The 15,556-nt window shown below is 44.5% G+C and carries 10 protein-coding genes; 8 read left to right on the plus strand and 2 right to left on the minus strand.

Translation table 11 applies throughout. The annotated features are described in order from the left end of the window. Positions 1–4 precede the first annotated feature (4 nt). From ACYX4M_RS02090 to ACYX4M_RS02100, 3 genes are all read left to right on the plus strand, one after another. Positions 5–1,318: an MFS transporter gene (locus ACYX4M_RS02090; RefSeq protein ID WP_476081689.1), complete on the plus strand. Its 1,314-nt coding sequence runs from the start codon at positions 5–7 to the stop codon at positions 1,316–1,318. Positions 1,319–1,668: 350 nt separating this feature from the next. Continuing rightward, complete coding sequence (locus ACYX4M_RS02095; RefSeq protein WP_476081690.1) at positions 1,669–4,383, plus strand: poly(beta-D-mannuronate) lyase; 2,715 nt, start codon at positions 1,669–1,671, stop codon at positions 4,381–4,383. Between the two features lie 84 nt (positions 4,384–4,467). Then, entirely contained in the window at positions 4,468–7,494 is a 3,027-nt protein-coding gene (locus tag ACYX4M_RS02100) for a TonB-dependent receptor (RefSeq protein ID WP_476081691.1), read from the plus strand. A 349-nt stretch (positions 7,495–7,843) separates the two neighbouring features. Here the strand turns inward: ACYX4M_RS02100 and ACYX4M_RS02105 are convergent, their stop codons facing one another. Continuing rightward, on the minus strand, positions 7,844–9,646 hold the full coding sequence (locus tag ACYX4M_RS02105; protein WP_476081692.1) for a choice-of-anchor I family protein: 1,803 nt from the start codon (positions 9,644–9,646) through the stop codon (positions 7,844–7,846). Between the two features lie 406 nt (positions 9,647–10,052). Between ACYX4M_RS02105 and ACYX4M_RS02110 the strand changes: the two genes are divergently transcribed. Continuing rightward, the gene (locus tag ACYX4M_RS02110) at positions 10,053–10,850 is read left to right on the plus strand and encodes a M48 family metallopeptidase (RefSeq protein ID WP_476081693.1); all 798 of its coding nucleotides are present in this window, start codon (positions 10,053–10,055) and stop codon (positions 10,848–10,850) included. A 95-nt stretch (positions 10,851–10,945) separates the two neighbouring features. Here ACYX4M_RS02110 and ACYX4M_RS02115 read toward each other — a convergent pair whose 3' ends face one another. Then, the gene (locus tag ACYX4M_RS02115) at positions 10,946–11,788 is read right to left on the minus strand and encodes a mechanosensitive ion channel family protein (RefSeq protein ID WP_476081694.1); all 843 of its coding nucleotides are present in this window, start codon (positions 11,786–11,788) and stop codon (positions 10,946–10,948) included. Between the two features lie 792 nt (positions 11,789–12,580). On the opposite strand from ACYX4M_RS02115, the gene ACYX4M_RS02120 reads away from it, so the two are divergent. The 4 genes from ACYX4M_RS02120 to ruvX all read left to right on the plus strand — a co-directional run bounded on the left by ACYX4M_RS02120 (position 12,581) and on the right by ruvX (position 15,526). Then, a complete protein-coding gene (locus ACYX4M_RS02120) occupies positions 12,581–13,309 on the plus strand; it encodes a 16S rRNA (uracil(1498)-N(3))-methyltransferase (protein ID WP_476081695.1) in 729 nt (242 codons plus the stop codon). Between the two features lie 122 nt (positions 13,310–13,431). Further along, the gene (gene gshB / locus ACYX4M_RS02125; RefSeq protein ID WP_476082838.1) at positions 13,432–14,385 is read left to right on the plus strand and encodes a glutathione synthase; all 954 of its coding nucleotides are present in this window, start codon (positions 13,432–13,434) and stop codon (positions 14,383–14,385) included. Between the two features lie 150 nt (positions 14,386–14,535). After that, positions 14,536–15,102, plus strand: a complete 567-nt coding sequence (locus ACYX4M_RS02130) for a YqgE/AlgH family protein (RefSeq protein ID WP_476081696.1) — start codon at positions 14,536–14,538, stop codon at positions 15,100–15,102. Then, positions 15,095–15,526, plus strand: coding sequence for a Holliday junction resolvase RuvX (gene ruvX, locus ACYX4M_RS02135; protein WP_476081697.1), 432 nt, complete (start codon positions 15,095–15,097; stop codon positions 15,524–15,526). Before ACYX4M_RS02130 ends, ruvX begins: the two co-directional genes overlap by 8 nt. Positions 15,527–15,556 lie beyond the last annotated feature (30 nt).

Raw genomic sequence — 15,556 nt, forward strand, 5'->3', positions numbered from 1 at the left:
TGCCGTGAAAATTCAAGGTCTACGTTGGTGGGTAATTACACTTATTGCTCTCGCAACAATTATAAATTACATCGATAGACAAGCCTTAAGCGTGCTGTGGCCCGCTATTGTAGAAGACTTGTTTCCCGATGAATCAGCGTTAGAAAGGAAAAAAATATACGCTAACATTTCCATCGTGTTTGTTTTTTCATACGCGTTTGGCCAAGCAATTTTCGGTAAAATTTTCGACTGGATTGGAACGCGAATTGGCTTCGTTCTCTCTATAGGTGTGTGGTCCCTCGCCACTATCGCTCATGCTTTTGCACAAGGCATGCTGAGCTTCAGTATCTTTCGATCAATTTTAGGGATTGCAGAAGCAGGCAACTGGCCTGGTGCGACCAAAGGTAACGCTGAGTGGTTTCCTACGAAAGAGCGTGCGCTTGCCCAAGGTATCTTTAACTCTGGCGCAGCTATTGGTGGCATTATAGCCTTCCCTATTATTGGTTTTTTAACTCTGCATTTTAGCTGGCAAGCGGTATTCATTATCGTAGGCGCCATTGGCCTTTTATGGCTATTACCTTGGGTTATTATCGTTAAAGCTCCGCCAGCAATGCACGCATGGATCACCGAAGAAGAAAAACACTATATCCTTTCTGGTCAGCGCACTATGAGCGAGGATAAAGATGAAAACGGTAATGCCAAGGAAGTGGAAGAATACAGCCCTTCAACAGGTGAACTTCTCTCTCGTAAAGAGAGCTGGGGCGTAATTATCGCATCGGCGGCAATCGACCCTATTTGGTGGCTATTTGTGTTCTGGATCCCAATCTATCTTAACGAAGTGTACGGCATGAACGTTACTGAGATAGGCATATACGGATGGGTACCTTATGTAGGTGCAATGCTTGGCGCATGGTTTGGTGGCTTGTTGGCACAAAATCGCATAGCTGCGGGCTGGACGCCGAATAAGACAAGGAAGCTCGTTATCACCTTAGGCTGTCTAATAATGCTTCCAGCACTTATCGCTATGTCTAACCCTGGCGCACCAACAGTAGCGGTGCTTATTATGGCCGTTATCCTATTCGGTTTCCAAACTGCAATAGGTAACGTTCAAACCCTACCGAGCGACCTGTTTGGTAAAAAAGCCGTAGGTACGCTATCTGGGTTCTCAGGTATGGCAGCGAAACTGGGGGCTGTGGGCTTAACATCGCTAGTACCATGGCTTACCGCTGATGGTAACTATACGCCAGCCTTCGTCATTGGCGCGTCGTTAGCGATCATTGCAATTGCAGCCATTTGGCTTCTTATACCAAAAATAGAACTACTTAAGCCTAAGCGTTAGTCAACTGATGCGCTACCAGAACCATGAGATGTCTGGTAGCGTATTTTTTACACAAAGTTCACCGTGACTCATCCGTGACTATAACCTGCCCCTTACCTTCCCCATCCAGTTGCTATAGAACAAGTACTCTGACCCTATATCTATCTGACCAATCCTACCTGATATATAACACGCAAATCTTAAACATCTTAATTTTTAAGAAATTTAGTAAATTTTCTAGCAAATGTTAATAAATTGTGTTTTTATTGACCTTATTACCAATTTGGTAAAAACAAATACACATATTGGTAACACCAAAACAAAATAATAACTTTACCACCCTATAATTAAACTCGGAGCACGATGCCATCATGAAGATTAAAGCATTTGCACTTTGCGCCATAGCCGCAGCCATTACAGGATGTGATGTAGATTCTGATAACAACCCGAATACTTTAGGCAGCATCACACTATCTGGTACGCCAACTTCTGGTGAAACGTTAACGGCGTCAGTTAGCGACCCAGACGGCATCTCTTCAACAGTGAGCTATTTTTGGTACGCGGATAACCAGCTCATTGCGGATGCAAGCGGAGAAAGCTTTACGCTAACTGACGATCAAATTGGCGCAGCTATTACAGTGCAAGGCTCTTACACCGACGACGGTGGTATTAACGAATCTCACGTAAGTGAACCAACAAGTGATGTAATGGCAATAGCGTTTGATTCAACCATCGCTATTTCTGGTGACGTTGTAGTTGGCGGTATGCTTACTGCTGTAGTGTCAGATGACAATGGTGCTCAGCCTGAAAGTATTGTTTATACGTGGTTTGCAGATGATGTCGCTATTGAAAATGAAGTGACATCAACACTTACTCTTACAGAAAATGAGTTTGGTAAGGTTATTACCGTATCAGCAACATTCACCGATGACCGTGGTTTCGATGAAGCACCAGTGTCCGCACCCACAGATCCGGTAGGCCGCGTAAATTCAGAAGGTGCAATCACTATTGTAGGCACGCCTACTGTTGGCAATACCCTTACCACAGAGATTAGTGACGAAGATGGCGCTACCGGTGAAGTGACATACCAATGGTATGGCGATGACACTGCAATTTCAGGCGCTACTCAAAGCACTTACGTTGTTGACGTTAGTCTTGTAGGCCAGGTCGTTACCGTAGAAGCTTCTTATACTGATGCTAACGGTTTTGAAGAAGTTATCACTTCTGAACCTACTATACCGGTTAATGAAGAGGCCGTGGACGAAGCTGGAACGATAGAAATAACTGGCACCGTGCCTTATCTAGTAGACGATGTTTTAACGGCAACACTGACAGACAACAACGGGTTTGACGAGGCAAACGTTGAATACACATGGTTTGCTGATGGCGTAGCCATTGCTGATAGTAACAGCAGCACTTTCACGCCAAGTGCTAATGCAGGCGCAATCATTTCTGTAGAAGCCTCATATACGGATAACGATGGTTTTGAAGGTTCAGCATCAGATGCGGTAGATACCATTGTTTACACTACAGTTGTTAACGATAAAGCCGGTCTTGAAAGTGCCCTTAATAGCGGCCTTGCCGACGGCGATGTCTTAGGTCTAAACACTAACGTGTATGCTGACCTAGCACCAATTATGATAACCAGTGCTGTAACCATGACTGCAGTAGAAGGCGAAACGCCGGTAATATCTGGTGAAGCATGTATAAATGTTGCTAGCACGGTAGACGGTGCTGCAATGAAGGGCATGCGTTTTGAAAGCATTGATACGGCATTAGATTCTTACTGTGAAAGCGAAGCAGCCGCAGTTATTTATTCAGAAGGCGATAACTTCACTTTTGCTGAAAACACAATGGATGGTGACCAGACCACATTGAATGAAGAAACTCATCATTGGCTTGTTGTTAATGGTGAAGGCGCAATGATTGAGCGTAATACCTTCCGCAATAGAAACAACGCGGTTAAAGGCTCGGTAATCAAGCTCTCTTCTTCGGGTCTAAACCATACTATCCAGTACAATTTGTTCGAAAATGCGGTTAACCCGAACTTCAACCAATCAAGCCTGCTGCTTCTTAACGTTGGAAGCACTACGGGAGAAGATGCGGCAGAAGACGCTAACTTTGTTGTTCAGTACAACCGTATTGATAACTTCACTTCAGGCCGTCGCCTAATGCGCGTTCAAACGTCTGGCGCTACTATTCAAGGTAACACGATTATTGACCCGAAAGGCGGTATTTCCTTAGAAGACGGTGGGTTTAACACCGTTGCTGACAATATCATTATTCGGACCACTGATATTTCTGGTTCAGACGAACGCCCAAGTGGTGTATTGATGACACCGCTCGGTCATACGGTAACTAATAACTACATTGCAGGTATTCGTTCAGGCAATAAAGAAGCTGGCGGCTTAGTGTTCACGGCTAACCCATTTTCTCAAGCTGACGGCGGTGTACCTAACGCAGGTAACCAAGCAGTGCTTGATGGAAGCGGTGACCTAACGCTAACTGTTACCAAGAATACCGTACTAAACTCACTTCAACCCATCGTATTCAGCACCGAGATTGGCAGCAGAGCACCTGTGGGTGACTGTGACGAACTAACTGCAGATAACGCGCCAGTTCTTTATGGTCTTACCAAAAACTTCTTTGTAATCGACTTCGATGCTAATGCAATTGCAAATGGCTTTAACGAAGCAGATAAAGAAAGCACGCTTGGGCTTGCATTTGATTCTGAAGCGATTAGTAGTGACCACGCTTTTGAATACGACTGTGATCTAATTAACCACGAAGAATCACTACTTTCTAACAACTTCGGCTTTACCGATAGCTATGCATCGGGCGATGTTGAAGATGAGTCTTGGGTAGACATTCGCAACCTTAACGGCAACGGCGAATTTGATACCGACGGCGCTATCGACCAAAACCCCGCAGACAATGGCAAGGAAGTGCCGGAGTTTGTTACCGCTACCAACGGTCTAATTGAAACCGACCCGAACGGTGCACAAGCAGTCGCTGGAGCTAAAGGGCTTTACTACATTCAGTCTACTGATGTAGGTGCTGGCTCTACATGGACAGCAGATAATTAATACATAAAACACAAATACCCTACACATTAAGTCACTGCGCCCTTCGGGGCGTTAGTGCATCGATAACACAACGGAGAAATTGTAATGTCGTTGAAAAGAAGCACACCCTTTACCCTAAACCCAACTGCGCGTTGGGTAAGAGCCGCATTCATTGCTGGTGTAGCCAGTACTGCCGCTTTTTCAGTACAAGCGCAAGAAACGCAAGAGCAGACCGCGGCGGAGGACGTAGAAGTTATCGACGTTGTTGGCTCACGTCGTACTATACAAGACCAAATTTCAATCAAGCGCGAATCTACTACTGTTGTTGACGGCTTATCGGCCGAAGACATTGGTGATCTACCTGCGCTTTCTATTGGTGAAGCACTAGAATCAATTACGGGCGCAGCGTCACACCGTGAAAATGGTGGTGCTACAGAAATTACTATTCGTGGTCTAGGTCCGTTCTTAAGTGCGACGCACATTAACGGCCGTGAAGCGACTAATGGTAGCGGTGACCGCTCGGTTAACTTCTCACAGTTCCCAAGTGAGTTGGTTAAGAAAATTGCTATCTATAAAACCCAAGACGCCTCTATGATTGAAGGTGGTGTGGCTGGTGTTATCGCCTTAGAAACGGTTGCCCCTCTTGATTACGGCAAACAGCGTATTCAGGGTGAAGTTAAAGGCAACTATAACCCTGACGAAGGCAATGTAGATAACTCACTGCACAGTGACTTAGGCTATCGCGGAACGATAAGCTATGTTGACCAGTTTGAGTTCAGTAATGGCTCTGCGTTAGGTATCTCTATCGGTGCCCAGCGCCAAGATATAACTCAACCTGAGGCCGAGTATAGAAGCTCAAGCCCGACGGGCTCTTCACTATGGGCGTGTTTGAACGATCCTACCAACACTAATGAAGGTTTTTTCCGCAGCAGCGCTGGCGACTGTGAAGACCAGGTTAGCGGTAGCTCAAACCAAGGCTACAACACAGAAATCGACCCAGAAACTGGTGAGGCAATCAGTGCAGGTTCACCTTATGCATGGACAGGTAGCTCTCGTAGCTATCGTCAAAACGAAACATCTGATGAGCGAGATGCCTTCTTCTTAGCACTACAGTTTCAGCCTAATGACGCCTGGGATATTAACACTGACTTCCAGTACTCGAATCGCTTGCAACAAGAAGCAAGACACGACTTAATCTTCCTACAAAAGCGTGCGATTCCAGGTTTAACTGGACCTACACTAGTAACCAATGATGTAGGCGGTATTTTACATTGGGAAGGACAGGATCGTATTGAAAGCTCTGGTGAACAGTTCTCGCGTGACGAGACTTACCACGGTTTTGGTATTAACGTAGAGCACTTCGCTACTGATGCATTAACGTTAAGTTTCGACCTTGCCTACTCAAAAACCGAGCGTGAAGAACTACAAATTTCAAACCGTGCCCGCACCGAAGACAGACAATTCTTCTCGTGGGATATGGGTGATGATATTCCTCATTTCACGGTACAGAACTTTGACGTAACTGATATCACTAACTTCTACGATAGCCTACGTACCCGTGCAGACAGAGAAAATACGCGTGAAAACGAAGTTAAGTCGGCTAGAGTAGATTTTAGCTATATTCTTGACCACAATGTTTTTGTAAGCATCGAAGGTGGCTTACGTGCCTCTGAAATGACATTCGTTCAACTTGGTGGCTCTCAGGGCAACGGTTCTAGAACACAGTGGACGTTCTCTCCTACTGAAGGTTCATCTGACGAAGAAGAGATCGCCCAAGCAATTGCACTTATGCAAGGCTGTCAAATTGACTTCCCAGAAAGTGACTTCTTATCCTCTGTTTCAGACGGTGACATTATTACTCACGTTGATGGAGACGGAAATACCGTAGATAGCGGCACTGGTTCTTCGTGGGCAACCTATGACAACAACTGCTTCGCCCGTGCTGTAGCTGCATCTAACGGCGATGATTTCGCTTACCCTGAGTTGGAATATGAGAACTCGGGAACAATAGATGTCACTGAGCGCACTTATGCCGGTTATTTGATGGCTAACTACGACACAGAAATGTGGGGTAAATTCATTCGCGGTAACTTTGGTGTTCGTGTTGTAAACACTGAAGTTACTTCAATTGGCTTCAGAAATTCATTTGAAGTTATTGAAGGTGAACTGGGTACACTAACACTTGTTGAAGATGACTCAGTGGTTGAGCGTATCGAAGGTGGTGGTAGCTACACTGAAGTACTGCCTAGCGCTAACTTTGTAATGGATTATAGCGACGACATTTTGCTGCGTGCTGGTATCTATCGCGGTATGTCTCGCGCAGACCCATCAGACCTAGGCTTTAGCCGTACGTTCCAAACTGATGATGAAGTGGCTCCTACGACTATTTCAGACTTAATTGTTGGTGTAAACGGTTCTGGTAACCCAAGTACTAAGCCACTTATGTCTTGGAACTACGACGTTGCCATTGAATGGTATCCGAATGAAGACTCAATTTTTGCTTTCGGTGTTTACTACAAGCAGTTTAACGGCGGCTTCCAACAGCAAACGGTGCTAGAAACCTTTGAGATTGAGGGCGATGATTATGACTTGCCTATTACTAACTCTGTAACGACAGACGAAAGCAGCAGCATCATTGGTATCGAAACCTCAATCGCCTATCGCTGGGATAGCGGTATTGGTGTGAAGTTTGGTTATAACTATGCTGACACTGATTATGAATTCGAGGACAGTAATTACGGTGATACCTTTATTACCGACCTTGACGGTAATACTACTCAGTTAACCCAAGGTATCATTCCTCCGGGCGCTGTACCTGGCTTCTCTGAACATGTGTTTAGCGGTCAGATTTATTACCAGATTGGCGACCTAGATACAGCGCTTATCTACAAGTACAGAAGCGAGTATTTTCAACCTTACGTCAGTAACGGGACGCGCTTGCGTTACGTAGACGAGGTAGGAGTTTGGGAAGCACGCGCATCGTACAAGGTTAATGACCACGTTCGTGTTAAGGTTGAAGCAATTAACCTATTCAGTGCACCTAAGTCTCAAGACTACTACGTTCAAGGAAACCTTGGTGAAGTTAATGACTATGGTCCTCGCCTTTTTGCAGGTGTAACGGTTAAGTACTAAGCACTTCCAATCGCAACTCGTTATGCCTTAGCAAAACGCAAGGCATTGCGCGAAGCTAAAAGGCCCGAGTTTTAAACTCGGGCTTTTTTGTTGGCATTGGGCTGCCCTAAATAGTGCTTACCCTTCGTCATCAAAATCTTGATAGACAATTCTGGGTTTACTCGTCTTCGGCTCGTCAATGCCTGACAACATGACAGGCTATATAGTTTAGAAAACGCGACATTAGATAGGTAAAGGCTAGTGTACTAAAAGCCTTGAAGCGCATCTTGAAAAGATATGATTATATGTAGGTAACAATAAAAAAACCCGCTTAGTTAAGCGGGTTGTTTATTAACTATTGAACGTTAAATTACAGCTGGTTGATTTGCCATACCGTTACTGTGCCGCTCACTTCGTTACCCACTACAAGCAGAGGGACGCCACTCGGGCTGTCTTCAGCACTTACAAATACTAAGCTTTCTGGTGCAAGGTCACCAATCACATCATCGCTGGTGAGTCCTTCGGTAAGGTCGCGATTAATGACATATTCTGCAAATTGAACATCATAAGGATTTGTAACGTCGTAGACAAAAATCCCCCCCATGCGCTCAGTACCGATGAAAGCGTAAGTACGGTCGCCAACTTGACCTACAGTTAATGCTTCCGGCTCAGGTCCTTTGTTTTCAGAACGTGAATCGCTAGCATTTTCGTCATCACCATTGTTGAACTGTGCGCCGTGAACTGAAGCAGTAATGCGCTCAAAATCGTCGCCAGAATCATAAACCACTAAACCATTTTGATCCCAGATGGTAAATGAGCGCGCACCGTAAGCATATGCGGCATCATACTCACCGTCTCCATCAGCATCACCCATGGCCGAAGTTACGCGTAAATCGTCAGCCTCACCCGTTGCTTGGAGCATCGCCAACTCAGAATTTGCAGCAGCTGTTAAATCTTCTACTTTCACTTCATCCGTATAGGCTAAACAACCATCGTCTTCGTCAAAGTCAACGCCACCAGCGGCAGTACAAGCAGCCTCATCAGCAGCCTCAAAGAAGTACTCACGGGCGTCGCCTTCATTCGCAGTTACGATAAAGGTTGCATCTTTCCACGTAAAATTAGCAATAGTATCTGGCTGATAAACCCCATATAGGCCACTATATTGACCAAAGCTAACCGCATCATTCTCTTGGATATCAATGTTAAGCCCAGCCCAAGATTTGGTTCCTAAGCCAACAACATCCACGGTTAACTCTTCCAAATCTAAAATTGCCAGACCATTGTTTTCCTGAAGACTTACATAAGCAACATCGTTGGTTGCAGTGATATACTCAGGCTCTAAATCTTTCGCTACAGTCGAGGTAATAGCGGTTCCGTTAATTGTGCGCCCTGCTGGGTTTGGGAACATCATGCCTTGTGCCATAAGCTCAGCTTCACTGCCGTTAAGTGCACTGAAGCCAACAGTAGTGCCTGTTTCTTCAGGCTCGCCACTGGCAAGAATATTGATAACCGAAATAGAACCCTCAGGGTCAACGGTATAGTCGTCAGATGGCTCGCCTTCGTTCGCTACTAATACTTTACCACCGTCAGGGGTGAAAGTGACCATATCAGGTAGCGCGCCTACCTCAACCGAATCTAAGAAAGCGGGAGCAGAACTATCAAGCCCGTTGTAGAACAACACAAAACCGTTGTCAGTCTTAACATCTGCAGGTACAGCAACAGCCATAAGGTCACCGCTTATTGCGATACTTGTTAAGCTGCCTAACGCCACACCGTTAATATCAGCAGGCAGTGCGATTGTGGTCGATGTTAACGTCGTCGTATTAATTGGATCTGACATTGTTGCCGTATTCACGCCCGAAGCATCAATGACTGCAATCGTATTCGTTTCACCATTAGTGGCGTAAATGGTACTGGTAGCGGAATGATACTGAACAATTTCAGCTGCCGTTTGATTGCCCAAGAAAGCGCGACCAACGATATCCATTGCAATACCAATAGAAGCATCGGTGCCGTCGCTACCATCCGAGCCTGGGTCGCCTTGTTCGCCCTGTGGTCCTTGTGCCCCTGTCTCACCTTGGGCACCATCGTCACCATCAAGGCCGCATCCTGTGAGCGCAGCTGAAACTAAAAATGCAAGTAATCCATATTTAAACTTGTTACGCACTGCCATTTGATTTCCTTTTTATTTGTTTTTTTGTACGTTGCGAGGTACGAGAAATCTGGGATTTCTGCCCCTAGTACACCAGAAAATTTATTCAACTTCTATGTATAAATTAAAATCAGTTTATGACACAAGTATTAAGAAGGCAAAGCCGTGTAATTTTTCTATAAAAAAGCAACTGTTTACGATATTGAGCACTAATGGTAAGCACATATTTTAGCGTTTTTTATCACTGAGCGAGTCTAATAATGATTAGCGAAAGCGCTACGTAAGGCCTTTAACGCGAAGGTCTAGTTTTATTTGTTCGCGCTATCTGATACTAATACGACTAATAAGATGTATAAACTGAATGGAATATCATTTTTTGTGACAGCGTCACGAAAATGAGTGTATTCGGCAATTAAAAGGATTAATTATGAAATTGAAATTCACTGCCTCAGCGGTCATTGCTGCTGCGCTCACATTAACCGCATGTTCAACCTCGCCTACCGGTAGAAACCAAGTATTGCTCTATTCAGAATCCCAGCTAGCCCAAATGGGCGACCAGGCTTTCACGGGCATGAAAGAAGAGCTTAAAATATCTAACAAAGCTGTTCAAAACTCCTATGTAGAGTGTGTTGCAAACGCCATCACAGCTCAAGTTCCGACCAGTGTTTTTAGCGGTCAATGGGAGGTAGTGGTATTTGATGATGAACAAGTTAATGCTTTCGCGCTCCCTGGCGGTAAAATAGGTGTATATACAGGGTTACTAAATGTAGCGGAAAACCAGCATCAGCTAGCTGCCGTTATTGGTCACGAAGTAGGTCACGTTATCGCAGAGCATGGTAACGAGCGCATGTCTCAGTCAACGTTGATTAATGTAGGTAGTCAAGCAGTAGGTCAAATATTGGCAGCGAACGAAGTCCCTCAATCAGGCCCTATAATGGCGGCAATAGGTTTAGGTGTTCAGGTAGGTGTCCAGCTTCCGTTTAGTAGAACACATGAGTCAGAAGCGGATGTAATCGGCCTTCAGCTGATGGCAAAGTCTGGGTTTGATCCAAGACAATCTGTGAACTTATGGCAAAACATGGATGCTGCTAGTGGTGGTGAGCGCCCTATGGAACTATTATCAACCCACCCTGCTCCCCAAACAAGAATTGATAATCTACAGGCAAATATGTCTGGTGCGTATGCTGACTACCAAGCAACTGCATATCGTCCGAACTGTCGCTAAAAACTGGTATCAAGGATGACGCTGTTACATCGTACTTAAGCTAGATCAAAAAAACGCTGCGAAATGCAGCGTTTTTTTGATTAGAGCAGTCGAGTTTATTCGCTGTCTGTTTTGTGTAGGTGAACATCCATTTGCGGGAACGGAATTGAAATACCTTCCTCATCAAAACGCAGTTTAACGTTTTCAGTGAAGTCGAATTTAACACCCCAGAAATCGGCAGAGTTAACCCATGGACGAACAATGAAGTTTACGCTGCTGTCAGCCAGTTCAGAAACCGCGATTTTCGGCGCAGGTTCAGCGAGAATTCTGTCGTCTGCTGCAACCATTTCTTCAAGGATCTTCTTCGCTTTAAGAAGGTCTGCGTCGTAACCAATACCCACAACCATATCTACACGACGAGTTTCTCTTGCTGAGTAGTTAGTAATATTGCCGCCATAGATATTACCGTTTGGAACAATAATTTCTTTATTGTCTGGCGTATTCATTGTAGTGGTAAAGATACCGATCTTAACAATAGAACCCGCAGTACCAGCAGCCTCAACAAAGTCACCTGCTTTGAACGGCTTAAACACTAGAAGCATTACGCCTGCTGCAAAGTTTTTAAGCGAGTCTTGCAGTGACAAACCAATAGCAAGACCAGCGGCACCCAAGATAGCAACCAGTGAAGTAGTATCAACGCCTAGTTGGTCAAGTGACGCAACAATAACGAACAGCATCAAAATGGCGCTTAGTATAGCCTCTAGGAAATCAACCAACATGTCGTCGTATTTAGATTTAGCCATTAGGCGTCTAAATACAGACAAAATAAATCCAACTACGATTTTACCAACTACATAAATCGCTATCGCCATCAAAATATTGATACCCCATGGGATGGCGTAGTCGTTTATGTACCTTTCAACATCGCTCGCTGAAAAAAGCGAAAGCTTCTCTTCCATAATATGGTCCTTGTCTTGGTTAGTTGTAATTAACACAAATACGTTATCAGCTATTCGTATTATCACCAATACATAATAGGTCCAAACAGAATAAATTTGCCCTAAAGTCTAAGCGCTTCAGGCTATTGAAAAGGTTAGCATTATCCAAAAGTAGCGATTCATAACGCTACTCTTAGGTACAACGTATACCAAAGTTTAAGTATTTTTTTGAATAATTGTCACACACATGTCACTCAAAAAATGCACTATTTAACACCGAAGCTTGAATGCGCTTTGTTGTCTTTTTAACTTTGTCGGAAGTTACCGAGTTTTAAGACATTTTTTTTGATGATTTTTTAGCCTCAAAGTTTTAGACTAAAGTCTCAGTAGAATTAACGTCGTTTGCGGATGTGAATCCTCTTTCCGTTAATTCTTATGAACGAGCTTTAGCAAACTATGTCACTTAAAGGATTAACGCATGTTGCTTCTCATAACCCTGTTTTCGGTCGTTTTGTGCTTATTTGTATATTCACTTCGCACCGATAGAGGAAAACATACTAAATATGCAAGAGCGGAATACCGCCCAAAACCAAGTTCGAAGCCTTCTTCCAACGTGTTGAAAACCACTTCGAACAATTCTTCGCCATCAGCGGCTTAGAGTAAACCTACGAGTCAGGTGATTAATAAAGATAGGTCGCGTGTTGCCGTTTGTGTAAGTTTTTACCCAATTATTTACATGATGCCGTCGACAGCATTGCAACCTGCATATACAGACACGTATCATACGCATCAAAACCAAACACCTGACTACTTATGCGTATACCAAGAGTTTATTACCCCAACCCAATTCCTTTAGAACAAGAATTTGAATTAACCGAAGATGCGGGTCATCACATCGCTACTGTGCTGCGCATAAAGCCCAATCGCCCTATCGTGCTATTTAACGGCGATGGCAACGAATACAGTGCGCAAGTCATAAGTGTTCAAAGAAAGAAAGTAACGGTTGAAGCCGATGCATGTCTTTCTTTAGCTAAAGAGTCCCCCCTCCACCTTCACTTAGGTCAGGGTGTTTCTAAGGGCGATAGAATGGATATTGTGCTACAAAAAAGCGTAGAGCTTGGCGTAACAGAGATAACGCCTGTTATCACAGAACGATGCACAGTAAAGCTTGACGAGTCGCGCTGGGAAAAGAAAGTTCAGCAATGGTACAAAATTATTATTGGCGCTTGTGAACAAAGTGGTCGCAACATTATTCCTGTGCTCAATGCCCCGGTAAGTTTAAGTCAATGGCTGTCCTCATCAACCAATACTACGCGCTTGGTATTAGCCCCCGGTGCAGAACAAAGCTTAGCGAGGCAACCTTATAATACTCAAGGCTTTCGATTGCTTATAGGCCCAGAAGGCGGTTTGTCAGACACAGAAATCCATCAAGCAAACGAAAACGGTTATCAGTCGGTTAGTTTAGGGCCACGCATTTTACGCACCGAAACAGCGGCAATTAGCAGTTTGAGTATTCTCCAGGCACAGCACGGCGACTTTTAAACCTTTTTTACAGAACCCTGCCAAGCTAATAACTTGAAGTATTAGGGTGCGACCCAATATAAAAAGATTATTAGCGAGGCTATATGAGCCGGCATTTTATAAACATTCAAAGTGAGAACATTATGCAATATACCGTTGGCGTAATTATGGATCCCATAGCAAGCGTTAAGCCACATAAGGACACAAGCTTTGCGATGATGCTTGAAGCTCAGCGCCGCGGTGCAAAGGTTGTTTATTTCGAACTAAAAGACCTGTATTTAGACAATGGTAAGCCTATGGGTTTGGGCAAAACCGTGTCGGTTAAAGATCAAGCGACAGATTTCTACGCGATTGAAGACGAAGCGACCCTGCATTTAGGGGATATCGATGTTTTACTTATGCGTAAAGACCCGCCTTTTGACAGCGAGTTTCTATACGCAACACAAGTGTTGTCACTGGCGCAAGACGCTGGAGCACTGGTTGTAAATAACCCTCAGGCCCTACGAGACTACAACGAAAAGTTGTTCACGTCGTATTTCCCAGAACATATCCCGAATACTCTCGTATCAAACAACCAAACGATTATTCGTGAGTTTCATGCGAAGCATCAAGACATTATTTGTAAGCCCTTAGATGGCATGGGGGGCGCCTCTATATTCAGAGTAAAACCTGACGGTAATAATTTAGGGGTAATTATTGAAACCCTCACTCATTTGGGCACGCGCTATATGATGGTACAAGAGTACCTCCCAGAGATTAAAGACGGTGACAAGCGTGTATTGATTGTAGATGGTGAAGTAATGCCATACTGCTTAGCGCGGCTGCCAACCAAAGGGGAAACAAGAGGAAATTTAGCCGCTGGCGGCACTGGCCGCCCTCAGCCAATTTCTGATTCAGACCGCGCCTTGGCTGAAGCCATCGCCCCTACGCTTAAAGAAAATAACATTCTGTTTGTAGGGCTTGATGTAATTGGCAATAAAATTACAGAAATAAACATTACCAGCCCAACGTGCGTAAGAGAAATAGAAGCCGCGTACGACGTTGACATTATGGGCGCACTGTTTGATGCGATTGAAAAGCGCTTAGCCATTAGATAAAAGGCGCTTTGCACTAATCGCCGGCGGGGGTAGTTTGGATCAAGCTCAACATGGGTGAGTACAGGGCCTTTTATACTCAATGTTTACGCGTAATGTTTCAAGGCCCTTAAAGTTAAAGACGTTAATAATAGATAGTAGTAAAAGCACACTATGACGGAATTAAAAAGCCTACAAAATCACTTTTTGGTCGCAATGCCTAGCTTAGACGATCCCTATTTTTCACGTTCACTCATTTATGTTTGTGAACACAATGCTGAAGGCGCTATGGGCATTGTGGTAAATCAGCCCTCTACTATGAACGTCAAACAACTACTTGAACAAACTGATAAAGAGTTGACGGTTTCTGAAGATAAGGCAGAACAAATCGTACTTGCGGGCGGACCGGTCAACCAAGAGCGTGGATTTGTTTTGCATTCGTCGCAAAAATCCTGGGCATCTAGTCTTAAGCTCGCGCCGGGAATAATGGTTACCACATCAAAGGACATTTTAACGGCTATCGCCAACGATGAGGGCCCTGAAGAGGTGCTTATTGCCTTAGGTTACGCCGGGTGGACACCCGGGCAACTTGAAAAGGAAATGCAGGAAAACGCTTGGCTTACCATAGAAGCGGACCAAGATATTTTGTTTAACACACCTATGCATAAAAAGTGGCAAGCAACGGTTAATAAACTCGGTGTTGATGTATGGCAGCTAGCGCCAGGAGCCGGGCATGCCTGATATAGGAAACCGTACTGTACTTGCGTTTGATTTTGGTACCAAAAGCATTGGCGTAGCAGTAGGCCAGGAAATTACTGGCACAGCCTCACCTCTTGCGGCGCTTAAGGCACGAGACGGCATTCCAGATTGGGCTTTGATAGAAAAGCTTTATGAAGAATGGCAACCCCATGTTGTCGTTGTTGGTTTACCGCTAAATATGGACGGCACAGAGCAGGAAATGACCCAACGAGCTCGCAAGTTTGCCAATCGACTCCACGGACGTTTTCGTGTTGCAGTGGAAACCTGTGACGAGCGTCTTACTACTACAGACGCTAAAGCTATGCTGTTTGAGTTAGGTGGCTATAAAAAGCTTACTAAGGATAAAATTGATAGCGTATCAGCTTGCGTGATCTTCACAAGCTGGAGTGAAACCCAATACGAGTAGCCGCCTTTGCGCTACTCTTTGTTTTTAATT

The organism is Alteromonas sp. ABV4_150 (genome assembly GCF_056311745.1).